Origin of the sequence: Clostridium sp. BSD2780061688st1 H5, assembly GCF_005845155.1 — a bacterium.
In the GTDB taxonomy this organism is placed as follows: domain Bacteria; phylum Bacillota; class Clostridia; order Lachnospirales; family Lachnospiraceae; genus Claveliimonas; species Claveliimonas intestinigallinarum.
The window spans coordinates 1-24,927 of record NZ_SPGT01000010.1; the positions used below are offsets into that span (position 1 = coordinate 1).

A 24,927-nucleotide genomic window follows, 5' to 3' on the forward strand; every position below is an offset into this window, starting at 1 on the left:
TATGAAAGAGCCTTTTGATAAAAGAAAGGGTGCCCCTTTCCTATAAATTTAAAAATTCATAGTTTTGGGACACCCTCCTGCTTTCAGCCGGGGCATCCGGCATCCATCTGCCGATCAGATTGCCCGCCGCGTCTGTCTCCACGGAAAGCCCCGCCTCCTCCATATAACGACGTATCAGCTCCTCCGCGGCCCGGTCCTGAGCGGTAAAGGGAAATCTGGTGACGCTCCCGTCCCCGTTTCTCCCAATCCTGCCAAGCTCCATTATGTGGTTCCACAATCTCTGTGTATTGATCTTCATAAGCCCTCTGATAGTATGATTTAATATTATTTGAATTTTACAAACTTTTTCAAAATTAGCCACATTATACCACGATTACCCTGCCTGGTAAACCTTAAAATCCTCAAATCGGTCTCTCGGATCAATCTCTCTGCTTAAAATCTTCCGCCGCATTTCGGGCAGAATGTAAAGTCTTCCTCTGTCGTATAGCCGCAGTTCGGACAGCGCTTTACCCGTCCTGACTGCCATCCTCTGGAGACCGGCTCCAGATCCTCCTGCCTGATCTCCAGCTCTTCCCCTCTTGCGATCCGCCTGCCCACCTCCGGATCCAGCCTGTACACAGTGCCGCAGCAGCTTGTCTGCACAAAGTACTGCTTGTTCCACTTAAAGCAGGGAATAAAGAACAAAGACAGGGCCGTGTATGTCATGTACACCATATATCTCCCGTATCTGCCGCACCTGCTGCAGATGACCATCTGGTTGAACTTCAGATCCTTTCGCCCACTGGTGATACCTATGATAAAAAACATGCTCTCACGTTCCTTCCTTATTATAATCAGATATAAACAAACCAGCTTTCATTATAGCGGAAAAACGCGCTTTGTACAGCTCTTTTTCCCCGTTGATGTCAAAAATGAAAAAAGGAGCTCCCGCTCTCCCCGGGAACTCCTCTCTGGAAATGAAAAAAGCCTTGAAAACTCAAGGCTTCTTACTTAATGCGGAAGATGGGACTTGAACCCACACGACACGAATGTCACAAGATCCTTAGTCTTGCTCGTCTGCCAGTTCCGACACTTCCGCATGACTGCTTTATTTCGCTGTCCGAAAAGTATAATACTACAGGCCAGCCTGAATGTCAACAGTTATTTTAAAATTTTTTCTATTTTTTATACAGTATATATATTATATACATTATATGTATTATGCGCATTTGGAAATCCTTCGAAAATTCCCGCCCCTTGTGGGCGGAAATCTCCGGATTTCACTTAAAAATCACTTCAAACACTCTGCTTTAGCGAGCGCCTTATTACGCAATGCTCTTCTTTGCAGTCTCAGCCAGGGAAGCGAAGCCTTCCTTGTCGTTTACTGCCATCTCAGCGAGCATCTTTCTGTTAATGTCAATGTTGGCAGCCTTCAGGCCGTGCATGAACTTGCTGTAGGAAAGTCCGTTCATTCTTGCAGCAGCGTTGATACGTGCGATCCAGAGCTGACGCATCTGGCGCTTGCGCTGCTTTCTTCCTGCGTATGCAGATGTGAGAGCTCTCATGACAGACTGCTTTGCAACTCTGTACTGTTTGGAGCGCGCTCCTCTGTATCCTTTCGCCAGCTTTAATGTTCTGTTATGTTTCTTCTTAGCGTTTAATCCGCCTTTAATTCTTGCCATGTCCTAATTCCTCCTTCAATCTTTTCCCAATCCTACAGATATGGTAATACTTTCTTCATATTCTTTACGTTGGTTGCGTCTGTGATTGTAGCCTGTCTGAGATTTCTTTTTCTCTTTGTAGACTTCTTGGTTAAGATATGGCTCTTATAAGCTTTGTTTCTTTTCAGCTTTCCTGTACCTGTCTTTTTGAAGCGCTTTGCAGCAGCTCTATTTGTTTTAATTTTTGGCATGATGTTTTCCTCCTTAAAGATAAATAGTATTTTTAACGTTTTTCAGTTAAAACCATGCTCATATTTCTTCCTTCGAGTTTGGCCGGCTTTTCCACAACCGCCACGTCCGCAAGCATCTGCGCCACATCGTCCAGGATGTGCTTGCTCTGCTGCACGTGAGCCATCTCTCTTCCGCGGAAACGGAGCGTAACCTTCACTTTATTTCCCTTGGTGAGGAATTTCTTTGCATTGTTCACCTTGGTGTTCAGGTCGTTGGTGTCAATATTTGGTGAAAGACGCACTTCCTTCACTTCAACCGTTTTCTGTTTTTTTCTGGCTTCCTTCTCTTTTCTTGCCAGCTCATATTTGTACTTGCCGTAGTCAATGATCTTGCATACCGGCGGCTGAGCTTTGGGAGCAATTTTGACCAGATCCAGCTGCGCCTCCTCTGCCAGCTTCATAGCTTCACGGGCAGACATAATTCCGAGCTGTTCTCCAGCCTCGCTGATCACACGTACTTCCCTGTCTCTGATCTGTTCGTTAATCATTAAATCGCTAATTGTAGTGCACCTCCATCATAAAAAAATAAGTGAATAGTCCAGACTACCCACTTAACCTATTGCACAATACACCTGACATGGTATATAATGTCTCAATATCAACCAATAGTCACCTGATCGTGCTATGGTGAGAGCGGATACTCTGCTTTGTTTTACACCTTACGCATCAATTAATTTATCACACATTCTGATCCATGTCAACACTTTTCTTTTTTCTATCCTATTTTCCTTGCTAAATATCTCTTCTTTCATTATAATAGTCCTTACATATGTCTGAGATCATCCGGGTGCAGGTGCGCACACCGCTGTGCGCCAAAGGCAGGCGGAGATCCGGGATGCATGTGTGGACTACTGATTGAAAAATTTGAGGAGGTTTCTACAAATGAATAAGAGAAGCAGCTTTTCCGGCAAGCTGGGCTTTGTGCTGGCTGCCGCCGGATCAGCGGTGGGACTGGGAAATATCTGGCGTTTTCCCTATCTTGCCGCCCAGTACGGAGGAGGCACCTTCCTCCTGATCTACCTTGTGATCGCAGTGACCTTTGGTTTTTCCCTAATGATCGCTGAGGTGGCCATCGGAAGAAAGACAGGCCTTTCTGCCATCGGCGCGTTTAAGTCGCTGGACTCCCGTTTTGGATTCCTGGGAATCCTGGCATCCGCCGTCCCCATCATCATCCTTCCCTATTACTCTGTGATCGGGGGATGGGTCATCAAATACTTTGCGGTCTTTCTCACCGGCGGCGGCTCCGCCTCCGCGGCAGACGATTATTTTACGAATTTCGTCGGGAGTACTTTTGAACCCCTGGGCTGGTTCCTGCTCTTTCTGGGAGCAACGGCAGTCATCGTTCTTCTTGGAGTGGAGAAGGGAATTGAGAAGGTGAGCAAATTCGCCATGCCCATCCTTGTCCTCCTGGCTGTGGTCATCTCCATATACTGCCTGACCCTGGACGGCGCCATGGACGGACTTGCCTATTATGTGCAGCCCCACATGGATGACTTTTCTGTAAAGACAGTCCTCTCCGCCATGGGCCAGCTCTTCTACTCCATGTCCCTGGCCATGGGTATCATGGTGACGTACGGCTCTTACATGCGCAAGGACACCAACCTGGAGAGCTCTGTGCGCCAGATCGAGGTGTTTGACACAGTCATCGCCTTCCTGGCCGGTCTCATGATCATTCCGGCTGTGTTCGTGTTCTCCGGCGGAGACCCGAAGATCCTTCAGAGCGGACCGAGCCTTATGTTCGTGATCCTGCCTAAGGTATTTGCCAGCATGCCCATGGGCGGGGCCATCGGAGCGGCCTTTTTCCTGCTGGTGATCTTTGCGGCCCTGACATCCTCCATCTCGCTGATGGAGACTATCGTTTCCATCTTCCGGGACAAGTTCCACTGGAGCCGTAAAAATGCCTGCATCTTTGTGACTGTCCTGTCCCTGGTGATGGGAGTTCCGTCCTCCCTTGGATTTGGTCCCTTAGGCTTCATCACCTGGGCCAACATGACCATTCTGGACATCATGGACTTTGTCAGCAACAGTGTACTCATGCCCATCGTGGCCTTCTTCACCTGCATCTTCGTGGGCTTCTTTGTAGGCCCGAAGGTGATCGCTGACGAGGTAAAGATAACCAACGGAAAATTTGTGGGCGAAAAGCTGTTCACAGTCATGATCAAGTGGATCACCCCTGTTTTCCTTGTGCTGATCCTCGCCAGCTCCGTGGCCAATTCCATGGGATGGTTCAAACTTTAATATCTAATATGAGAAAGGTGATGTATAAGACATGTCGATCGAGAAGGTAAGATCCTACTTCCGCCAGTGGCCTGGCATGGAGGAACGAATTCTGGAGTTTCCCGTATCCAGCGCCACTGTGGCCGAAGCCGCCAAAGCGGTTGGCACTGAGGAGAGACGGATTGCGAAAACTCTCTCCTTTATGCTGGATGAAGGCCCCATCCTTGTGGTGGCGGCCGGAGACGCCAAGATAGACAACAAAAAATTCAAGGGCACCTTTCACAAGAAGGCTTCCATGCTGAAGGTGGACGAGCTGCCAGAGCTGGTGGGACATCCTGTGGGCGGTGTGTGCCCCTTCGGGATCCGGGAGGGAGTAAAGGTCTATCTGGATCAGTCGCTTCGGCGCTTTCCCACCGTCTTTCCCGCCTGCGGCAGCGCCAACAGCGCTATTGAGCTGACCATTCCGGAGCTGGAGACGTACTCCCGCTTTGCAGAATGGGTGGATGTGTGCAGGATACCGGAATAAGAAATATTGGAATAAAAAGCGCTATGATAAAGATGCCAAAGTAAAAGGAGCAGCCCTGCCATCAATGAGTTCAGATGGCAGGGCTGTTCCTTTAGCTTCCGTTCTATTTTGCTATTCGACAATCCAGCTCTCAACGTCCGATGCGCCCGCGTATTTCTCCAGATATTCCTTCCCGTACTCCAGCGCCTTCTCCAGATCGCCGCCAGGTGAGAAGGAGTAGATCAGGGTCAGCACCTCCTGCGCCTCCTCCGTGATCATGGCCCGTTCGGAGTCGCTTGTGGAGCTTCCGATGGCTCCCGCCTCATCCGCCAGCACCGGCAGGTGTTCGATATTGACCTGATCCTTTCCGATGCCCTTGTAGGTCTCTCCCTCCCGCCCGATGCGGAAGGTGAGCTCCTCCCCGATGCGAGCCGTGTCGTAGGAGCCCACGGAAAATCCGGACTGGATGGAGATCAGGTTGTTCACATCCACCACTGTGTTGACCTGGTAGAGCCCCTTCCCCTGTCCGATCCTGCGGATCAGAGCCTCGGAGGACACCCGGTAGCGGCTGGGATCCTTTCCGAAGGCCCGGTAGGCTGCCCGGGACTCCCTGATGTTCGGGATCTCCGTCACCCCATAGTCAAAGATGTCGTCCTTTGCCTTCTTAAAAATATCTTTTTTGAGATAGGCCCACAGCTCCTCGTTTTTCGCTTCCACCTTCACCTTGTACTGCAGGCAGCCCACTCTCGTGTCCGGCCACTTGTCCTTCATCTCCCCATCGATCACCAGATGCTTTCCCATGCCCTTTCGTCTCCTTTTCCTGTCTTGTACCTAGCGCTTATTTCCCATGCAGAACACAGCCACAACACCGGGGCCGGTATGGCTTCCGATGACTGTGCCGATGTTGTTGATCAGTATATTGTCGATGCCCATCTTCTCCCGCACAAGGCTGGCCACATACTCGGCGTCCTCTATGCAGTCCCCGTGTGTGATCATGATGATGTCATTGTCCCAGCCTTTGGACTGCTCCACCGCCATGTCCACGATCTTGTTCAGGGATTTCTTCCTTCCCCGCTCTTTTCCGATGACCTGCAGCTTACCCTCGTTGTCCATGTGGATGATAGGCTTGATCTTCACCATAGTGCCCACCACGGCTGTAGCCTTGGAGATACGCCCGCCTCTGTGGAGATGGTTCAGGTCGTCCACCGTCACATCATGGCAGATATGCAGCTTGTTCTCCTCCACCCAGGCCGCCGTCTCCTCAATGGTCTTTCCCGCCGCCTTCTGCTGAAGTGCCTTGTAGAGGAGAAGTCCCTCGCCCAGGCACGCGCACAGAGTGTCAATGACAATAACTTTTGCCTCCGGGTACTCCTCCCGGAGCTCCTCACCCGCGATCTTCATGCTGTTGCAGGTGCCGGAGAGTCCGGATGAGAAGGCCAGGTGCAGCACGTCCTTTCCTTCCTTTAAAAAGGGCTCCAGAGCCGCCTTCGCCTCCTCCGGGTTAACCTGGGAGGTGACAGACATTTTCCCCTCTCTCAGCTTGGCAAAAAATTCTTTGGCGGTCAGGCCGCTCATATCCTCATAGGTCTGTCCGTCCATTGTATATCTCAGAGGAACGACCGGAACATTCCTCTCCTCCAGCCATTCCTTTGGCAGATCCACTGTACTGTTCACAGTGATCACATAATCCCTCATTCTTCCATACCTCCTATACATTGGTTCTGTTGCACTAATCATACCATTTTTTATACAGTAAGGCAAAGCCTTTTGACGGCTCATGCATATTTCACCCTGTTTTGGGCAGATTAAGCTTATCAACACAATGTATCAGTACGGATATGGAGGGATCGATTTATGCCGGATACGAGAATAGTGACTGCGTCTGCGAAAGAAAATGTGGCGTACATGAACCAGATACTGCCTGTAAAGGACAGCTTTGACCTGGTGCAAAGGGATCTGGTCATCGGGGAGCGGGAGGCCTCCTTTTTCTTCATCGACGGATTTATGAAGGACGAGGTCATGTTGAAGATCATGGACTCCTTCCTCAGCGTTGCGAAGGAGGATATGCCGGGGAGCGCCACCGGCTTTGCCAGGCAGTGCCTCCCCTACGTGGAGGTGGACACCATCAGCGACTTTGACCAGGTCCTTCGGAACCTCCTCTCCGGCACTACCTGCCTTTTCATAGACGGCTACGAGGCCTGCCTTGTCATCGACTGCAGGACCTACCCCGCCAGAAGCGTGGGGGAGCCGGAGAAGGACAAGTCACTGAGAGGCTCCAGGGACGGCTTTGTGGAGACCATTGTGTTCAACACAGCTCTCATCCGCCGCCGGATCAGGGATCCCCATCTGGTCATGCAGATGATGGAGATTGGGGACAGCTCAAGGACAGACGTGGCTCTGTGCTACATGTCGGACCGGGCCGATGAGGCTCTCCTTAAAAATGTGGAAAAAAGGCTCCAGTCCATCCACACCGGCGATCTGCGGATGAACCAGCAGAGCCTGGCGGAGGAGCTCTTCAAGAGAAAATGGTTCAACCCCTTTCCCAAATTCAAATTCACAGAGCGGCCGGACACGGCGGCGGCCTGCCTCCTGGAGGGGAAGGTGGTGATCCTGGTGGACAACTCCCCCTCCGCCATGATCCTGCCCACCTCCATCCTGGATATCATCGAGGAGGCCAACGACTATTATTTCCCCACCCTGACCCAGATTTACCTGAAATTTTCCAGAGGGCTCATCACCTTCCTGACCGTCTTCCTGACGCCGGTCTTTCTTCTCTTCATGCAGAACCTAAACTGGCTGCCGGAGGTTTTCCGCTTTGTGGCCATCCGGGACACGGTAAACATCCCTCTTGTGTTCCAGCTTCTCATGCTGGAGCTGGCCATTGACGGGCTGCGGCTGGCGGCCCTGAACACCCCCAGTATGCTGAGTACCCCCTTGAGCGTCATCGCCGGCATTGTCATGGGCGAATTCTCCGTCCAGTCCGGCTGGTTCAACTCGGAGGTCATGCTCTACATGGCCTTTGTGGCTGTGGCCAACTATACCCAGCCCAATTTTGAGCTGGGCTACGCGCTGAAGTTCATGAGGCTTTTGCTCCTCATCCTGACCGCCCTCTTCAACTGGGTGGGCTTTGCGGCGGGCTGCGTCATTGTCATCTGCAGCATCTGCTTTAACAAGACCCTCTCCGGCCGGAGCTACCTGAACATCAAACTAAACTGACCTGCAAAAACCAAACAGGCCCGGGACAGACTGAACTGCCCCGGGCCGCCGGCCTTTAATTGGTACTTCCAAAGCCTCCGTTGCGGATGCCCTCCGCCTCGTCGTCCACTGTGATACCGTACTCCACAAAGATCCCCTGCATAAAACCTGTGCCCGCAGGGATCTCCACTGTCTTCCCCTCGTTGGTGTCGTTGGTGAGCTTGGCAAAAATGTGCCCCTCATTGTCAGAGTAGTAGTAATCGCTGTCAATGATGCCCACCGTATTATTGAGCTGCAGGCGGTACTTGAAGCCAAGCCCGCTCCTGGGATAGCATTTGAGCACCCACTCCTCCTCCATCTTTGCCCGGACGCCGGTGGGGATCTTCACCGTCTCCCCCGGCCCGAGGGTAAAATCCGCGGGGGCGAAGAAATCATAACCGGCAGAGCCCTTTGTGGCCCTTCTCGGCAGACGGATACTCTCGTATATTTCCCGGAGCTTCTCCTTTGACACCTCGCCGAAGGTGTCTGTCCACCCCTCCTCAAACTGTGTAAAGCTTACCTTCTCAAATTTCGCAATCCTCTTAGCCATGTAATACAACCTCTCCTGTCTTTAATGTCTTCTGCACATCGATCACCTGCTGGTTGGCGCTTCCCTTCCAGTGCAGCGTGCTGTCCTTCTCATCCTCACGGAAGGGCCCGTCCACCAGCACGTCCACATACCGGATCACCTCCAGGTCCCGCACCTCGTCCCAAGTGCTGCCTGTGTAGAGCCAGATGGTCTTGTCCGGGAAATCACTCCTGATCCGTCGGGCCAGCTCCGTCACCCCCTGCATATTGGCAGGGTGGAGAGGATCGCCGCCGGAGAAGGTGATGCCGCTCACGTAGTCCTTCTCAAGCTCCTCATAGATCTCCTGCCGGGCCGCCTCGTCAAAGGGCAGTCCCCCTTCCGGATCCCAGGTCACCGGGTTGTGGCACCCGGGGCAGGCGTGGGCGCATCCTGCCACCCACAGGACCACCCGCAGGCCGTCTCCGTTGAGCATATCATCCTTTGTTATGTTGTGGTATCTCATGTCTTACATGCTCTTCCTTTCCGCGATCTCCGCCATCTTGGCCTCGTTGAGGCGGGTGTCCCCCTTGACCCTGGAGTAGGACAGATACCCGTTCATGCGGTCAATCTTTGTCAGATTTTTGCTGCCGCACACAGGGCACACATCCATGGACAGCTCCTCGTGTCCGCAGTCGTCACAGTAGGCCAGGGACAGGTTGACGCCCTCGTAGTAGCCCTTGGCCATGGCCCGGCGCACCAGGGAACGGATGGCTTCTTTATTATAGTTGACCGGATATTTGACATACTGGATCTTGCCGCCGTTGCTCAGATCCCAGAAGCGCCCCTCCAGATCCTGCTTCTGTATGGGGGTGATGTCCTCCGTCACATGGCAGTGGAAGCTGTTGCTGACGTACTCCCGGTCTGATACATTCTCTATGATACCATATTTTTTCCGGAACTGCTGCACCTGAACGCCGCATAAATTCTCCGCCGGCGTCCCGTAGATAGCGTAAAGCCGCCCGTCCTCCTTCTTGAACTCGTTCACTCTGTCGTTGATGTACTGTAGGGTCTCCAGGGCGAACTGACCATCCTCCACAAGAGATTTCTTGTTGTGGAGCTGCTGCAGCTCATTCAGGGCCGTGATGCCAAAGGAGGCAGTAGCGGACTTAAGAAGGGGCTTGATCTTGTCATAAAGTCCCAGATGGCCGCCGTAGAAGCCGCCCTCGCAGTAAGCCAGGGGGTTGGTGGAGGCCTTCATCTCTCCCAAGTAGTCGTAGGTGCGCAGGTGGAGCTGACGGATCAGGTTCAGGTAGTAGTCCAGCACCTCATGGAAATCTCTGCTCTCCTGCTTTGCCTTCGCGTAGATCATGGGGAGATGGAGGCTGATGGCTCCGATGTTAAATCTCCCCACAAATACCGGCTGGTCGTTTTCATCTGCCGGCTCCATGCCTCCCCGCTCATACCAGGGGGACAGGAAGGCCCGGCATCCCATGGGGCTTACGACCTTTCCATATTTTTTGTACATGCTGGCCACGTAGCCGTCCCCTGTCAGGCTGAGCCAGTCCGGGTACATGGTCCTGGAGGAGCAGTCGATGCCCGCCTCAAACACGTCCTCCATCACGCCGCCCGGTCCGTGGAGCTTCTCGTCGTAGAGGAAGACGATTTTGGGAAAGAGGACCGGCTTTTTGTGCCCTTCCTTCCCCTGTCCTTTTTTGCGCACCTCCAGCATTTTCATAGTCACAAGCTTGCCGTACCTGCTGGGGACCGTGCCGGCTGTCACCGTGATAAAGGGGTAGTCTCCCCGGCTGGAGGAGACGGAGTTGAACTTGTACTCCCAGCCCTGGAAGCCCTGCTCCATCTCCTTCTCCAGATCCGCCCAGGCCACCTTCTGAACCGTCTCCTCGTCCAGACCTAAATCCCGATACTTCTGGATCAGCCTTTTGTGGGATTTCTCCGCAAAGGGCTCCAGTATGTCGTCCACGCTGGGAACGGTGAAGCCGCCGTACTGCTGGCTGGCCGCGCTAAGGACAATGTCCCCGATGACGTCAAAGGCGGTGTCCAGCGTCTTGGGCTCATTGTACCACAGGTTTCCCATCTCAAAGCCCCCAGTGAGCACAGACTTCACGTCAAAAAGACAGCAATTCATCGTGTCCCTCCTGGCGGACATGTCGTGGATGTAGATGTAGCCGTCCCGGATGGCCTGGATCTCCTCCACAGTGAGGAAGAACTTCTTGTACAGCTCCTTGTTCAGCTCATTGAAGATGAGGCTCCTCTTGGTAGACACAAGGGCACTGTCCGTGTTGCTGTTCTCCTTGTCCCCGATGTACATGATGGACTGGCTCTTCTTGTAAACGTCGTCCAGCATCTGGACAAAATCCTGCTTGTAGTTCCGGTAATCCCGGTAGCTTTTCGCGACCACTGGGTTCACCTTCTCAAGAGCTCCCTCCACCACGTTGTGCATCTGGGCGATGGGAACCTCCGTGATGTCCAGGTCGTCCACCTTCTCCTCCACAAAGCGGCAGATGAACTTCAGCTCCTCGTCTGTAAACCTGATCAGCGCCCGGTACGCGGACTTGTTGACAGCCACAACTACCTTCTGCACATTGAATGTCTCCTTTGTGCCGTCCTTTTTCACTACCTTCACGTTGTCTCTTCTCATAATATGCCTCTCCTCGTATGTCTATATTTAGTGTTTTATTTTTATCTCACTCACTATATCCTGTGCAAAATGCATTATCTATATTACCATCCCCCCTCTGCCCGCGTCAATCAGAACCGCCCGAAAATATTTCACAAAAAAAGAGCCCCGCCGGGCTCTTATTTTTGTATACTTATATGAGACTCTTTTTCAGTTTCCACACTCAATACTGATCTCATTGAAGAGCTTCAAAATCTCATCCACGGAGACCTTCTCCTTCTCCTCCCTCTTTTTGTCCAGGACAATCCCTCCCTGGTGCATCATGAGGAGCCGGTCCCCGTACTCTATGGCGTACCGCAGATTGTGGGTGACCATGATGGTAGTCAGCTTTTTCTCCTTCACGATCCTGTCTGTCAGCTCCATGATCAGCTCCGCCGTCTTCGGGTCCAGAGCCGCCGTGTGCTCATCCAGGATCAGGAATTCAATGGGCGTCATGGTGGACATGAGAAGAGCCATGGCCTGGCGCTGCCCTCCCGAGAGGGATCCCACCATGATATCCAGCTTATCCTCAAGACCGAGGCCCAGCTGGGCGAGAAGCTCTCTGTAATAGGAAATCCGCCCCCTGTTGGTCCCCCTTCCGAAGCCGTAGACCTTGCCCTTGTTGTCCGCCAGGGACATATTTTCCAGAATGGTCATGGAGGGACAGGTACCCATGGCCGGGTTCTGGTAGACCCGCCCGATCCGGCGGTTCCGGCGGAATTCCTTCTCCTTCGTGATATCTGTTCCGTTGATGTAGATCCGCCCCGCCTCCACCGGGATGCTGCCGCAGATAATGTTCAGCATGGAGGTCTTCCCGGAGCCGTTGCTGCCCACCACAGAGACGAACTCCCCGTCCTCCACGGTCAGATCAAAATTCTGAAACAGGCACATCTCATTGACAGTGCCGGGGTTATAGTATTTATGAATTCCTTTGAGTTCCAGCATCTGTCTTCACCTTCTTTCTTCTCTCCATGCTGATGATCAAAATGACAAGGAACAGCACCGCCGTGATCAGCTTCATGGCCTGGGGCTGGAAATTGCGGATGGCCACAGCCACACAGGCCTTGTAGATCACGGAGCCGATGAGCACCGCCGTGGTGGCCTGCATGATGGTGATCCTCCTGAAAAGACTTGTGCCGATGATCACGCTGGCAAGGCCGATGACGATGGCGCCGGTTCCCATGGATATCTCAAATACTCTCTCCTCCTGGCAGAACGCGCTGCCCGCCAGGGACACAAGGCCGTTGGCGATGGCCAGGCCCACGATCTTCACATTCCCCTGGTCCTTGGCAAGGGAGGTGACCAGCACCGGATTGTCCCCCACGGCCCGCAGAAGATAGCCGGATTTTGTCTTTAAGTACAGATCCAGCAGCACCTTGGCGATGACCGTCAGGATGAAAATGATGATAAGGGTCGTGTAGCTTTTGAGAGCCTCCGGCACGATCCCGTCAAGCCACTCATTTTTAAAGATGCTCTCCTGGGAGAAGAGGGGCACGTTGGATGTGCCCGCTATATAGAGGTTGATGGTCCACAGGGCAGTCATCATGATGATACCTGACAGCAGGTCTCTCACCTTCCCCTTCACGTGGATCAAGCCCGTGCAGATCCCGGCCAGAGCCCCCGCGGCAAAGGATGCCAGCAGGCTCAGGTAGGGATTGACGCCGTTTGTGATGAGGAGGGCCGTCACCGCCCCACCCAGGGGAAAGCTGCCGTCCACCGTCAGATCCGGGAAATCCAGGATTTTGTATGTGATGTATACGCCCAGGGCCAGGATCCCGTAGATCAGCCCCTGCTCCAGTATTGTTACGATAAAGTCCATGAAAACTGCCTCACCTTCTGATTTACATTTTCTTCAGCTCAAAGCTGCCGGACGGATCACTCGGCAGATGAGTCTGAGATCTCGTCAAAGCTCTCCACCGCGCTCTGCGTCAGCTCATCCGGCACTGTGATGCCGAGATTTTCCGCCACCTTCATGTTTACATAGAAACCGGGCTCTGAGATGGTCTCATAAGGCATCTCGGGGGCCTGCGCCTCTCCCTTGAGGATCTTCGCGGCCATCTCGCCGGTCTGCTCCCCTAACGCCACATAGTCAAGTCCCTCCGCTGCCAGGCATCCGATCCGCACCTGCTCGATCTCGCTTCCGAATACCGGGATGCCCTTCTCATTTGCCTTCTCCAGGATCGTCGGAAGGGAAGCCACCACCGTATTGTCCGTCAGGTTGGTGATACAGTCCACCTTGCTGATCAGATCGTCAGCTGCCAGGGAGATGTCCGCCGTTGTGCTGATGCCGCTCTCCACGATCTCAAAACCGTAGTCGCCCGCCAGCTCTTTGTAGGTCTCAAGGGCAGAGATGGAGTTGGCCTCGCTGGTGGTGTACATGATGCCCACTTTCTCAGCGTCCGGAAGGATCTGGCGGATCATCTCCAGCTGCTCCTTGATGGGAAGCTCGTCAGAGGTCCCGGTCACATTGCCCACCGGATTGCCGTCCTCGTCCGCCAGCTCTGCCGCCACCGGATCGGTCACCGCCGTATAGACCACCGGGATGTCTGTATCCATAGCCGCGTTGTAGGCGCTCTGGGCAGTAGGTGTGGCGATGGCGCAGATCAGATCCACCTTGTCAGACACGAAGGCGTCTGAGATCTGGCTGGCCGTTCCCATGTCGGCCGCCGCGTTCTGGTACTCCACTGTCAGATTTTCTCCCTCGACAATGCCCTCGTTCTCCAATCCCTGGAGGAAGCCCTCCCTGCAGTTGTCCAGGGAGCCGTGCTCCGCGAACTGGGAAATACCGATGGTGTAGCTGTCCTCCCCTGACCCTGAGGAGTCGGAGGAGCCTGAGGAGCCTGAGCACCCTGCTGCCATCGCTGTTGTCATTGCCGCTGTCAATAATACTGCCATCACTTTTCTTTTCATCATTGTTCTGTTCTCCTTTACTCTTGTTCTTTTTTGCTGCTGTACAGGAGAGAAAATCCGTGGAGCGGGTATCCCGCTGTAAAAGTCTTTACTGCGCCGGTCTGTCCGGTGTAATAAAAAACCGTCCCAAACCCAAAGGCTTGAGACGGTAATAAAATCTACTTTATTATCGCGGTACCACTCAAATTGACAAATGTCCACTTTCTCATGTACTAACATACACTCCTGATTGATAACGGGTTCGGTTCCCGACAAGCCATACTCGCCATTTCCGGTTTTCAAGCCGCCCTCGAAAGTCCATTCAACTATCCGCTCCGTATGGCAATTCCACCGCCTGCCACTCTCTTTGACATCGCTGTGATAATCTACTCCTCTTTCTCATCGGTTTATGGATTATTTATTTCATGCTCATTACTTTACTCTGACAAAGCAGATTTGTCAAGAGATTTTTTTAATTTTATGAAAATATGCCGCTGTTCCGCATCAGTCGTCAATAACCGGCACCGGCTCGTCGGACCAGGCGTCCAGATCGTTTATGTACTTCTTCGTCTCCTTTGCGATCACATTGGACAGAAGGAGAACTGCGATCAGGTTGGGCACGGCCATCAGCGCGTTCAGGATGTCGGCAAGAGCCCACACAACGTCCAGAGCCACGATAGGCGCGATGGCTGCCACTACCACGTAGAGAATACGGTAGCCGATCAGCACCTTCCTGCCTGCGAAGTACTCAACCGCGCGCTCACCGTAGTAAGCCCAGCCAAGAACTGTGGAGTAGGCGAAGCAGATGATGCCCAGGGTCAGGATCACAGGTCCCAGGTAGGGGATCTGCTGGAAGGCCAGTGTTGTCAGAACGCCGCCGTCAGAGATCTCATCCGCATTGATGCTTGGGTTTTTCATAACAGTCGTCACGATCACGAGACCGGACATGAGACATACGACAACTGTATCCCAGAATGTACCTGTGGAGGATACAAGCGCCTGGCGCACCGGGTTTCTCGTCTGAGCCGCCGCTGCCGCGATCGGTGCGGAGCCCATACCGGACTCATTGGAGAAAAGACCTCTCGCAATACCAAATCTCATAGCTGCCATGATACCGGTTCCCACAAGTCCGCCTGCCGCCGCGCCGGGTGTGAAGGCCAGGGTGCAGATGGTCTTGATAGCCGGAATGATGAAATCATGGTTGATGCCAAGGATGATGAGACATCCAAGCACATAGAAGATGGCCATGAAGGGCACCAGCTTCTCACACACGTTGGCGATGGACTTGATGCCGCCGAAGATAACGATGGCTGTCAGCACTGCGATCACGATACCCACGATCCAGCCGGGAACTCCCACGTTCTCCTCCACAATGTTGGCAATGGCGTTCACCTGTGTGGCGCAGCCGATACCAAAGGAGGCAAAGCCTGCGAAAACGGCGAATATCATTCCCAGGATCTTGCCCAGGGGCTGCCATTTCAGTCCTCTGGAGAGGGCGTACATGGCGCCGCCCTGCATACGGCCGTCCTTTGTCTTCACGCGGTATTTCACAGCGATCAGTGACTCGGAGTACTTTGTGGCAATTCCGAACACGCCGGAGAGCCAGCACCAGAGCACGGCTCCGGGGCCTCCCAGGGCGATAGCCGTTCCCACACCTACGATATTACCGGTTCCGATAGTCGCCGCCAGGGCGGTGGTCAGAGCGCCAAAGTTGGACACCTCCCCTTCCGCGTCCGGATCCTTGGTGACTGAAAGCTTGATACCCTTGCTGATAGATTTCCACTGGATAAATCCTGTGCGGAATGTGAGGAAAATGTGTGTTCCAAAGAGCAGGATGATCAGCCACCAGCCCCAGATCACGTCGTCGATCGCATAGATTGCATTACTGATTGTTTCTAACATAAAATGCCCCCTTTTCCTTTCTTCTCTGCGATTTTCCTTTAGTAAACAGTAGCATAACAATACACAAAGAACCTTGCTCCTCTTCATGTTCGTTTATAACAGTCTATCAGAATTTTCTGATAATTGCAAGACCTGTTATAAATATAACACATAAATCAAAACACTTATAGGAGTAATATATATTCTTCTGGTCATATACATCCTGTTTAACTAAAAAAGGGCATGGGCAAAGACTTTTTTAGACATCTTTGCCCAAACCCTTTTATGCATGGGTGAATTATACGCCGGAAAGCAGAGCTCTGTCAAGAGACAAGCCCAAACAATTTTCAGACTTTGGTCACATTTCCTACACATTCTCACTCTAAAATGGGGAAGAAAATCGTAATCTAAAGGAGGTATCGCTTTGATCGAAGTCAGAAATCTGGTGAAGTACTACGGCTCGCATATGGCTGTAGACCATCTGAATTTCACCATCCAGAAAGGACAGATCTACGGATTTCTGGGGCCAAACGGCGCCGGAAAATCCACCACTATGAACATTATGACGGGCTATCTGGGGGCCACGGAGGGGCAGGTGCTCATCAACGGACATGATATCCTCACAGAGCCCTACAAGGCAAAGCGGGATATCGGCTATCTGCCGGAGCAGCCGCCTCTCTACGTGGATATGACCGTTCTGGAGTACCTGAAATTTGTAGCTACCCTGAAGCTTATCGACAAAAGCATAAAAAGCGCCCAGCTGGACCAGGTCATCAGTCTGGTCCGCCTTGGTCCTGTCAAAAACAGACTCATCAAAAACCTCTCCAAGGGCTACCGGCAGAGAGTGGGACTGGCAGGCGCTCTCATCGGCTTTCCGGAGATCATCATCCTGGATGAGCCCACCGTTGGCCTGGATCCCCAGCAGATCATCGAGATCCGCCAGCTTATCCGGAATCTGTCCAAGGAGCACACGGTCATCTTGAGCTCCCATATCCTGTCCGAGGTGCGGGAGGTCTGCGACCACATCATGATCATCTACCAGGGAAAGCTGGTGGCCAGCGACACGCCGGAAAATCTGGAGCAGAAGATGCAGGGAAACGAGACCATAGAGCTCCTCGTCAAGGGAAGTCCGGAGGAGACAGAGGCTGTCATCCGCTCTCTTCCCTCCCTCCTCTCCTCAGAGGTGGAACAGTCTGAGGAGGCGGGCTGCACAAAGGCTCTTCTCACAGTGAAGGGCCGCGCCGATATCCGGGAGGATATTTTCTGGGCGTTCAGCCGGAATAAGCTTCCCCTGCTGCGCCTGGCCAACACACGGACCACACTGGAGGACATTTTCCTGGAGCTCACCTCTGAGAGTAAAGAACATATGACAGATGAGGGAAAGGAGGCTCTGAAAGATGAGAGCAATTTATAAAAGAGAGCTGGACTCCTATTTCCACTCTATGATCGGTTACGTGTTTATCGCCTTTTTCCTGGCCTTTACGGGAGTGTATTTTATGGCCTACAACCTGAATTACGGGTATCCCATTTTTTCCTACGTGCTCAGCTCCCTGGTGTTTATCCTGCTGATCGCCATCCCGGTGCTCACCATGAAGAGCTTCTCCGAGGACAGAAAGAGCAGGACCGATCAGCTGCTTCTGACGGCTCCGGTCTCACTGGGACAGATTGTCATGGGAAAATATCTGGCCATGGTGACAGTCTACCTCATCCCGAACCTGGTATTCTGTCTCTATCCCCTTGTGATCAAGCTGCAGGGAAACGCCTATCTGCTGACAGACTACTGCGGCATACTGGTGTTCTTCCTGATGGGGTGCGTCTACATATCCATCGGCATGTTCCTCTCTTCTCTCACTGAGAGCCAGATCATCGCCGCCATCTCATCCTTCGGCGTGCTCCTGATCCTCTACCTGTGGGACGGGATTTTGGGCTTTCTGCCCTCCTCTGCCCTGCTGAACCTTGTTATCCTGCTGGTGCTCCTCACCCTTGTCAGCGTTCTTGTCTGGCATATAACGGGGAACCCTGTCATGGCCGGCATCCTGGAGGTCGTTTTCCTTGCCGCCGGCATCATCGTCTACGCGGTAAATTCCAGCGTGTACGAGAGCCTGCTGTCAGACGTGCTGGGGCGGCTGGACCTGACGGCTCCTCTGACGGACGTGGTGTCCAGCAGCCTGCTGGATACGGGCAGTATCATCTTATACCTTTCTGTCATCGGACTGTTCATCTTCCTGACTATGCAGTCTATACAGAAAAGGCGCTGGAGTTAGGAGGGACATAGGCATGACAGATAAGATCAGAAATTCATTTAAAAGCATCGCATCAAAGCAGGGAAGCTACAGCGTTGGCCTGACAGCCCTTGTCATCGCCATCGTGGTGGTCATCAACCTCATTGTGGGACAGCTTCCCAGCCAGATCCAGCAGATCGACATCAGCACAAACAACATATACGAGATTACAGACACGAGCCGGGAGCTGCTGGACGGCCTGGACAAGGACGTCACCTTTACTGTGCTGGCCGACAAGAGCAGCACAGACGAGCGCATCAGGAATTTTATCGACAGATACAGCGCCCTCTCCAGCCACATCACTGTGGAGTGGATCGATCCGGTGCTGCACCCCGCGGCCCTCTCCACCTATGAGGCGGACTCAGACACCATCGTGGTCTCCTGTGCTGACACAGGCCGCAGCACCACCGTGGCCTTCACCGACATCATCACCTACGATCAGATGTCCTACTACACCACCGGAAGCGCCACAGAGTCGGAGTTTGACGGGGAGGGACAGCTCTCCAGCGCCGTCAACTACGTGACAACAGACGTGACGAAGAAGGTGTACTACACCTCCGGCCACGGGGAGAGCTCCCTGTCCTCCTCCATCACGGACCTGATGAGCAAGTCCTCCCTCACCCTGACCGAGCTGAACCTGATGATGGCCTCCTCCATCCCGGAGGACTGCGACCTTCTCCTCATGGACGCGCCGGTCAATGACCTGTCAGAGGATGAGATCACCATGCTCAGCGACTATATGGAGGGCGGCGGCCATCTCTTTGTCATCCTGGGCAGCGATGTCAGCGAGACGCCCGCCCTGGCCTCCTTCCTGGAGACCTACGGGCTCACCTCAGCCGGCGGCTACATTGCGGACACCCAGAGGAGCTACCAGGGGAACTACTACTACATCTTCCCGGAGCTCTCCGTGTGCGGCGACATGGCAAATGAGCTCCAGTCAAAGATGGTTCTTCTCATCAACGCCAATGGGCTGGTAGAGGGGACTCCGGCGCGGGATACCATCACCCTGACCCCCTTCATGACCACCTCCTCCAGCGGCTACGCGGTGACAGAGGATGGCCAGTCCACCCAGGGAACCTACGTGCTGGGAGCCACAGCCACGGAGAACGACAGCCGGCTCACGGTCATCAGCTCAGAGTCCATGATCGACGAGACCATCACGAGCCAGTTTACGAACATCGAGAACCTGACTCTGTTCATGAACGCGGTGACTGCAAACTTTGACGACATTGAGAACCTGTCCATTGAGCCCAAGAGCCTGCAGATCGAGTACAACACCATGCAGTACACAGGGCTCATCGGCCTGGCGGCCATCATCGGCATCCCCGTCATCTTCCTGCTGTACGGCCTGCGCCAGTGGATGAAACGTCGGAAAGCGTAAGGAGGGATATTGGATATGGATATAAAAAAACACCGCACACTGTTTTTGCTTGGAGGTATTTTCATCGTGCTTGTCCTGATCTACCTGGCTCTCTCCTCCCACCAGCGGGGCGCAGACGAATCGGACGCCGGGGAGGGCTCCCAGATCCAGGTCTGCGACCTGGGGGATCTGTCCTCCTTCCAGTTCACGGACCAGTCCACCGGCACAGGCATGAGCTTTGTGAAGGAGGACGGCACCTGGTACGTGGCTGATGACCGGGATATTCCTCTGGCCCAGACCTACATCGACGCCATGGAAAACACCTACGCGTCTCTGACTGCCACCAGACAGATCGACGACCCGGACTCCCTGTCTGACTACGGCCTTGAGAGCCCGTCCTACACAGTCCAGGCCACAGATACAGAAGGGAACACCACCACCTTTTCCATCGGGGACGCGGCAAAGGAGGACTACTATCTGACTGTGGACGGCGCCCAGTCGCCTGTGTACACAGTCAGCAGCTCGGCTGTATCCGTCCTCCAGTACGACATGGACACTCTGGTGAAAAAGGACACCATGCCCTCCATCGGAAGCGGCAACCTTCTGACAGCGGAGATCACGGAGAACGGGCAGACCACCACCTACTCCTCTGACGACGAGGAGCAGAGCGACACCATCTCCACTATCGCCGGCGGATACGGGGCCATGGCCCTCACCGACCTGGCCAGCTATCACGCCACCGCGGAGGAGCTGACTTCCTTCGGTCTGGACGAGGCGTCCCGGACCACGGTGAAGCTGACCTACCAGGAGTCCTCCGGCAGCTCCGACTCTGACTCTGGCGACGACTCCGGGGACAGCGACAGCCTGACCTACACCCTCTACCTGGGCAGCGACTCGGGAGACGGCACCAGGTACGTGCAGGTACAGGACTCTGACCTGGTGTACCTGGTGAGCAGCGATGTGCTGAACAACCTGCTTGGCACAGGGAACAGCACAGAGGAGTAATTTCTCACCCGCCGCGGGCTGAAGCCACAAATTCCAACATTTTGCATTTGCAAAGAGCGGGCCGTATCCGGGAGCTTTTCCCGGGCGCGGCCCGCTCTTTTTTGCTGTCTTTTGTTCCTGCCTGTTTTCTATTTTTTCAGGATGAGGGCCACAAAGACCAGGTCCTCTGTCCCTGTGTTCTTCACCCCATGGCCGTCCCCGTCCTTGCAGAAGGTCACGTCTCCCGCCTCGATGGGAACCGCCTTGCCGTTGTCATCGTACATGCCGCTGCCGCTGATCACGTAGTAGGTCTCTGTCTCCCCGTGGTGCTCGTGGTGGCCCAGCTCACAGCCCGGCTTTATGGTCACGCGGCTGAACATCTTGCAGTGCTCTCCCAGCTCCTCCCCTGTGATGAGAGCCTCCTTCATGATAAATCCCGCGCCGCCGTTGACGTGCTCTACTTTGACAGTCTCTCTCTCTGATGCTTTTGTCATAGTGACATTCCTCCTTTGATCTAATCTGCCACTATTTTATCACACTGTCTCACTCATTGACAATCTTATAATATTCTCTGGCCGTGACGGCAAAGACAGCCACATAGAAGAGGGCGAACACCAGCACCGTGGCCGCCGTGCAGGCCAGGAACAGGGGCGTGTTGACAAGGCCCAGCATGGCCAACAGCTTGTCGATGACATTGAAGGCCACCGCAATGTGAACCACAGCCATCACAAGGGGCAGGAAGAACACCATCAGCACCTGGCTGCGTATGGAACGCCTGACCTCCCGTTTTCCCATGCCCACCTTCTGCATGATCTGGTACCGCTCCCTGTCGTCGTAGCCCTCGGAAATCTGCTTGTAGTAGATGATGAGCACTGTGGCCACCAGGAACATGATGCCCAGGTAGAGACCGATGAAGAAGAGGCTTCCGTACAGGGCAAAGAAATTTTCCCGGCTCAGCTCCCTGTTCTCGCACACCGCCCCGGGCACCTCCTGTCCGATCCGGTCCGCAATGCTCTGCACCGCCGCCAGGCAGTCATCCTGGCTTCCGCCCATGTCAAAGTAGGTGGAGTACTGGAGAGCGCCGTTCACCACGCCCATGTCCAGTATGGACTGTTCATCCGGCATGATCAGATACCAGCCGGTGACCACCCGGGCCACGCTCTTGTCCTCCAGCCGGAAATCCTTCAGCTCCTTCACCACCTTCAGCTCTTTTCCGTTGACTGTGATGGTGTCCCGGCCGTAGCTGCCCTCGTCGGTGACGAAGAGGATGACCTCGTCCGGGGCGAGCTCCGTGGGGTCTCCCTGGACCTTCTGGTAGTCCTCCAGAGGGATAAAATACATCTCCTGTATATCCTCCACCGTGTAGTCCACAGTCTGGCTGTTGGTAAAGGCTGTGTCGCTCTGCCGGAGCACGGCGGTGGCGCCGTACCTGTAGGACATGCCGTCCTCCTTCTCCACATGGCGGGCAGAGAGCTCCTCCTCCACGATCCGGTCTATGGACGAAATGGTCGCCGGATCGGAGGCGTCCGCCGTGGTGATGCAGTAATCGTAGGGGAACCGCTGGTCCAGTATGTCCTCCATCCCCGCGTAAAGGCTCACCGTGCTGGAGATGAGCACCAGCACGATGGTGCTCAGGATGCAGATATTGGCAAGCCCCGCCGCGTTCTGCTTCATCCGGTAGATCATGCCCGACACCGCTGTGAAATGATTTGCCTTGTAGTAGAAATTTTTCTTTTTCCTGAGCGCCTTCAGGACAGCGATGCTGCCCGCGATGAAGAGACAGTAGGTGCCTATGATAACAAGGACGACTGCCACGATAAAGGTGTCGATGGCGTCAATGGGCCGCTCCGTAGTGATCGCCAGATAGTATCCCACTCCCATTGCCAGCACGCCGACAAGAGCAAGGAGCCACTTGGTCCTGGGCTCCCTCTCCCCCACATTGCCGCCCCGCAGGAGTTCCACCGGATTGGCCAGCTTTACCTGAAAAAGGTTGTAGAGCCATGTCAGGAAAAAGATAAAGGTAAAGAGGACCGCCGTGTAGAGGATGGAGGGCAGGGAGATATGGAAGCGTATGCCCACATCATACTGCAGGATGCGCAGGAGGAGAAGATGCATCAGCTTCCCGAAGACCATGCCTCCCAGTATCCCCAGCACCAGGCTGACAGCCCATATGATCAGCGTCTCTACGGTAAGCATCCTGCCGATGTGTCCCTTCCCCATGCCCAGGATATTGTAGACCGCGATCTCCTTCTTCCTCCTCCTGATGAGAAAGCTGTTTGTGTAAAACAGGAAGATGAGGGAAAAAAGGGTCATCACCGGTATGGTGAGGAAGAGGACTGTGGTCACATTCCTGTTTCCGATGCTGTCATTCCTGGCCAGAGTATCCATCATGTAGTACATCATGACCGTGAGCACGGCCGTCAGCATGAAGGGAACATAGGTCTTCCCGTTGTTCTTTATATTGGTAACCGCCAGCTTTGCGTAGATCCTGCTGCTCACCTCTTCTCACCTCCCGTAGCCAGAACGGTCAGTGTGTCCGAAATCTTCTGGTAGAGCTGCTCGTTTGTCAGGCTGCCTCTGTAGAGCTGGTGGAACACTTCCCCGTCCTTGATGAACAGGACCCGCCCCGCCGTGCTGGCCGCTTTCACACTGTGGGTCACCATGAGGATAGTCTGGCCGTCTCTGTTGATCTGCATGAACATTCCCAGCAGCTCGTCTGCAGACCGGGAATCCAGGGCGCCCGTGGGCTCATCTGCCAGGATAAGCTGGGGCTTTGTGATGAGTGCTCTTGCCACCGCGGCCCTCTGCTTCTGTCCTCCCGACACCTCGTAGGGAAATTTGCCAAGGATTTCCCGGATACCCAGCTTTTGCGCTATGGGCTGGAGGCGGCGGTCCATCTCCTCATACTTCTTTCCCGACAGGACCAGGGGCAGGAAAATGTTGTCCCTCAGGGAAAAGGTATCCAGCAGATTGAAGTCCTGAAAGACAAAACCCAGGTTCTGCCTGCGGAAGGCCGCCATCTCCTTTTCCTTCACCTTTCCGATATCATTTCCCTTCAGATAGACTCTCCCGGCGGTCGGCTGGTCCAGCGCCGCCAGGATGTTGAGGAGGGTGGTCTTGCCTGAGCCGGACTCACCCATGATCGCCACATACTCGCCGGGTTCAACAGAGAAGCTCACATTTCGCAGCGCCTCCACCTGGCTGCCGCCAAACCGGGTCGTATATATTTTCTTTACATTTTTCACTTCCAGTAATGCCATGAAAATAACCTGCCTTTCTCTTCGTATGTTCTGTAGACATTATACCGAAGGAAAGGCAGGCTATCCATTTTTTCATATTACATTTCCGGGTCTGTACCTTACATTTTTGTCACACAGCGGCTGTCTCCCTAAAGCCGGCTCACTCCCTCCAGAGCCACCACTGTCTCCATGATGAGGAAGAGGAGCATCCAGAAAGTGGTGAAAGCCCACAGCCAGTACCTCCTGGGCGGGCGGTTCCGCCGCCACCAGGAGACGATCTTCTCTCTCTCCTTCACAAGGATGACGCAGGCCGCCAGGAAGAAAAATCCCGGCACGCCGTACTCCAGCACCGCCCCGGCCGTCTTCGGGAGAGCCCCCGCCAGCCGCCCCAGGAGGTCGCTGAACACCAGATTGTTGAGAACATGGATCAGGATGGACCACCCTATGGAGTACTCCACCGCCACATATCCGAAGACTAGCCCCGCTCCCACCGCGAAGGTGCCCTGCAGGAAATTCCCGTGCATGGCGCCAAAGAGGACAGCGGACAGGACGATTGCAAACCCTTTGCCCCCTCCCAGCAGCCTTCTCAATACAAATCCCCTGAATACAAGCTCCTCCGCCACAGGCCCTATCAGGGAGGCGTAGAGGAACATGGGCAGGTCGCCGCTCACTGCCGATGCACTCTCAGCCGCGTTCTTAAGAGTCAGTCCAAAGGGATTGAGGACCAGTTCTGCCAGGAGAGCTGCCACAGTAAAGATTGTCTGGCAGGCCATAAAAACGCAAAATATCCGGATAAAATTTCCGGCCTCCATCTTTCGGCTGCTCCGGAATGCCTCCCTCACAAGACCTGTCCTGCGGCTGGCTATGGCCAGGAAGAGAAGTCCTCCGCACACGCCCGCGATGCTCAGTATCCCCAGGAAAGAGCCCATGTTCTGCCCAAAGGCCCCCACCGCCCGGTCTGCCGCCTGCTCTGACCCGGCTCCGGCCATGATGGCGATGGTCCTGATAGCGACAGCTCCGAACATGACGGCTACCATGATCAGATTGTAGAAAAAAATATAGCCCGCTGTGCGGTTTGTCATTTTCCGTACCTGTTTTTTCATCTCTCTTTGTTACCTCCTTGTACCCCTACTATAGCCCCCAGACAAAAAGAGCACACATCCTCTGTTGCGAATGGTGCTCTTTTTGTTGTGAAAGGTGTAAAGGAGCTGCGGGCCCGTC

The 24,927-nt window shown here is 54.1% G+C and carries 25 protein-coding genes and 1 tRNA gene; 7 read left to right on the plus strand and 19 right to left on the minus strand.

Translation table 11 applies throughout. The features are described from left to right. Window positions 1-40 precede the first annotated feature (40 nt). The 6 genes from FGQ86_RS07870 to infC form a co-directional block, all read right to left on the minus strand. On the minus strand, window positions 41-298 hold the full coding sequence (locus FGQ86_RS07870; RefSeq protein WP_195639065.1) for a hypothetical protein: 258 nt from the start codon (window positions 296-298) through the stop codon (window positions 41-43). 134 nt (window positions 299-432) lie between these two features. Next, a complete protein-coding gene (locus FGQ86_RS07875; RefSeq protein WP_138303395.1) occupies window positions 433-807 on the minus strand; it encodes a zinc ribbon domain-containing protein in 375 nt (124 codons plus the stop codon). 187 nt (window positions 808-994) lie between these two features. Further along, window positions 995-1,078 (minus strand) — tRNA-Leu (locus FGQ86_RS07880). A gap of 226 nt (window positions 1,079-1,304) precedes the next feature. Further along, entirely contained in the window at window positions 1,305-1,661 is a 357-nt protein-coding gene (gene rplT / locus FGQ86_RS07885; protein ID WP_033125377.1) for a 50S ribosomal protein L20, read from the minus strand. A gap of 32 nt (window positions 1,662-1,693) precedes the next feature. After that, window positions 1,694-1,891, minus strand: a complete 198-nt coding sequence (gene rpmI, locus FGQ86_RS07890) for a 50S ribosomal protein L35 (protein ID WP_004840820.1) — start codon at window positions 1,889-1,891, stop codon at window positions 1,694-1,696. Between the two features lie 32 nt (window positions 1,892-1,923). Further along, complete coding sequence (infC, locus tag FGQ86_RS07895; RefSeq protein ID WP_033125376.1) at window positions 1,924-2,418, minus strand: translation initiation factor IF-3; 495 nt, start codon at window positions 2,416-2,418, stop codon at window positions 1,924-1,926. 394 nt (window positions 2,419-2,812) lie between these two features. Between infC and FGQ86_RS07900 the strand changes: the two genes are divergently transcribed. Then, complete coding sequence (locus FGQ86_RS07900) at window positions 2,813-4,168, plus strand: sodium-dependent transporter (RefSeq protein ID WP_033125375.1); 1,356 nt, start codon at window positions 2,813-2,815, stop codon at window positions 4,166-4,168. Between the two features lie 31 nt (window positions 4,169-4,199). Further along, a complete protein-coding gene (locus tag FGQ86_RS07905) occupies window positions 4,200-4,673 on the plus strand; it encodes a YbaK/EbsC family protein (RefSeq protein ID WP_033125374.1) in 474 nt (157 codons plus the stop codon). Window positions 4,674-4,784: 111 nt separating this feature from the next. Here the strand turns inward: FGQ86_RS07905 and FGQ86_RS07910 are convergent, their stop codons facing one another. Together FGQ86_RS07910 and FGQ86_RS07915 are read right to left on the minus strand one after the other, a co-directional pair. Next, window positions 4,785-5,453: a phenylalanine--tRNA ligase beta subunit-related protein gene (locus FGQ86_RS07910; protein ID WP_138303396.1), complete on the minus strand. Its 669-nt coding sequence runs from the start codon at window positions 5,451-5,453 to the stop codon at window positions 4,785-4,787. A 30-nt stretch (window positions 5,454-5,483) separates the two neighbouring features. Beyond that, window positions 5,484-6,347: a DegV family protein gene (locus tag FGQ86_RS07915; protein WP_033125372.1), complete on the minus strand. Its 864-nt coding sequence runs from the start codon at window positions 6,345-6,347 to the stop codon at window positions 5,484-5,486. 159 nt (window positions 6,348-6,506) lie between these two features. Here FGQ86_RS07915 and FGQ86_RS07920 point away from each other — a divergent pair, with 159 nt between their 5' ends. Beyond that, a complete protein-coding gene (locus FGQ86_RS07920; RefSeq protein ID WP_138303397.1) occupies window positions 6,507-7,868 on the plus strand; it encodes a spore germination protein in 1,362 nt (453 codons plus the stop codon). A gap of 55 nt (window positions 7,869-7,923) precedes the next feature. Here FGQ86_RS07920 and FGQ86_RS07925 read toward each other — a convergent pair whose 3' ends face one another. The 7 genes from FGQ86_RS07925 to FGQ86_RS07955 all read right to left on the minus strand — a co-directional run bounded on the left by FGQ86_RS07925 (window position 7,924) and on the right by FGQ86_RS07955 (window position 15,862). Then, window positions 7,924-8,436 carry a deoxyuridine 5'-triphosphate nucleotidohydrolase gene (locus FGQ86_RS07925; protein WP_138303398.1) on the minus strand — a complete coding sequence of 171 codons (513 nt, stop codon included), beginning with the start codon at window positions 8,434-8,436 and terminating at the stop codon, window positions 7,924-7,926. Continuing rightward, complete coding sequence (nrdG, locus tag FGQ86_RS07930; RefSeq protein WP_138303399.1) at window positions 8,429-8,917, minus strand: anaerobic ribonucleoside-triphosphate reductase activating protein; 489 nt, start codon at window positions 8,915-8,917, stop codon at window positions 8,429-8,431. Before nrdG ends, FGQ86_RS07925 begins: the two co-directional genes overlap by 8 nt. A 3-nt stretch (window positions 8,918-8,920) precedes the next feature. Beyond that, window positions 8,921-11,053 (minus strand): anaerobic ribonucleoside-triphosphate reductase, encoded by a 2,133-nt coding sequence (gene nrdD / locus FGQ86_RS07935; RefSeq protein ID WP_033125368.1) that lies wholly within the window; start codon window positions 11,051-11,053, stop codon window positions 8,921-8,923. Window positions 11,054-11,242: 189 nt separating this feature from the next. Next, window positions 11,243-12,016 carry an ATP-binding cassette domain-containing protein gene (locus FGQ86_RS07940; protein ID WP_138303400.1) on the minus strand — a complete coding sequence of 258 codons (774 nt, stop codon included), beginning with the start codon at window positions 12,014-12,016 and terminating at the stop codon, window positions 11,243-11,245. Further along, complete coding sequence (locus FGQ86_RS07945) at window positions 11,991-12,890, minus strand: ABC transporter permease (RefSeq protein ID WP_138303401.1); 900 nt, start codon at window positions 12,888-12,890, stop codon at window positions 11,991-11,993. The genes FGQ86_RS07940 and FGQ86_RS07945 overlap by 26 nt, the downstream gene beginning before the upstream one ends. A gap of 56 nt (window positions 12,891-12,946) precedes the next feature. Continuing rightward, entirely contained in the window at window positions 12,947-13,981 is a 1,035-nt protein-coding gene (locus tag FGQ86_RS07950; protein ID WP_033125575.1) for an ABC transporter substrate-binding protein, read from the minus strand. 483 nt (window positions 13,982-14,464) lie between these two features. Then, the gene (locus FGQ86_RS07955; protein WP_138303402.1) at window positions 14,465-15,862 is read right to left on the minus strand and encodes a sodium:alanine symporter family protein; all 1,398 of its coding nucleotides are present in this window, start codon (window positions 15,860-15,862) and stop codon (window positions 14,465-14,467) included. Window positions 15,863-16,265: 403 nt separating this feature from the next. Between FGQ86_RS07955 and FGQ86_RS07960 the strand changes: the two genes are divergently transcribed. The 4 genes from FGQ86_RS07960 to FGQ86_RS07975 are packed head-to-tail and all read left to right on the plus strand — an operon-like array spanning window position 16,266 to window position 20,488. Continuing rightward, entirely contained in the window at window positions 16,266-17,255 is a 990-nt protein-coding gene (locus FGQ86_RS07960; protein ID WP_033125364.1) for an ABC transporter ATP-binding protein, read from the plus strand. Then, window positions 17,239-18,105 (plus strand): ABC-2 transporter permease, encoded by an 867-nt coding sequence (locus FGQ86_RS07965; protein ID WP_033125363.1) that lies wholly within the window; start codon window positions 17,239-17,241, stop codon window positions 18,103-18,105. The genes FGQ86_RS07960 and FGQ86_RS07965 overlap by 17 nt, the downstream gene beginning before the upstream one ends. A 13-nt stretch (window positions 18,106-18,118) precedes the next feature. Beyond that, window positions 18,119-19,504, plus strand: coding sequence for a GldG family protein (locus FGQ86_RS07970; RefSeq protein ID WP_033125362.1), 1,386 nt, complete (start codon window positions 18,119-18,121; stop codon window positions 19,502-19,504). A 15-nt stretch (window positions 19,505-19,519) separates the two neighbouring features. After that, entirely contained in the window at window positions 19,520-20,488 is a 969-nt protein-coding gene (locus FGQ86_RS07975) for a DUF4340 domain-containing protein (RefSeq protein WP_033125361.1), read from the plus strand. A gap of 128 nt (window positions 20,489-20,616) precedes the next feature. On the opposite strand, the gene FGQ86_RS07980 is transcribed toward FGQ86_RS07975, so the two are convergent. The 4 genes from FGQ86_RS07980 to FGQ86_RS07995 form a co-directional block, all read right to left on the minus strand. Further along, on the minus strand, window positions 20,617-20,961 hold the full coding sequence (locus FGQ86_RS07980) for a cupin domain-containing protein (protein ID WP_033125360.1): 345 nt from the start codon (window positions 20,959-20,961) through the stop codon (window positions 20,617-20,619). 49 nt (window positions 20,962-21,010) lie between these two features. Beyond that, window positions 21,011-22,966 carry an ABC transporter permease gene (locus tag FGQ86_RS07985; RefSeq protein ID WP_138303404.1) on the minus strand — a complete coding sequence of 652 codons (1,956 nt, stop codon included), beginning with the start codon at window positions 22,964-22,966 and terminating at the stop codon, window positions 21,011-21,013. Continuing rightward, on the minus strand, window positions 22,963-23,727 hold the full coding sequence (locus FGQ86_RS07990; protein WP_033125358.1) for an ABC transporter ATP-binding protein: 765 nt from the start codon (window positions 23,725-23,727) through the stop codon (window positions 22,963-22,965). The genes FGQ86_RS07985 and FGQ86_RS07990 overlap by 4 nt, the downstream gene beginning before the upstream one ends. A 128-nt stretch (window positions 23,728-23,855) precedes the next feature. Next, the gene (locus FGQ86_RS07995; protein ID WP_052083983.1) at window positions 23,856-24,809 is read right to left on the minus strand and encodes a type II CAAX endopeptidase family protein; all 954 of its coding nucleotides are present in this window, start codon (window positions 24,807-24,809) and stop codon (window positions 23,856-23,858) included. Window positions 24,810-24,927: the final 118 nt, after the last annotated feature.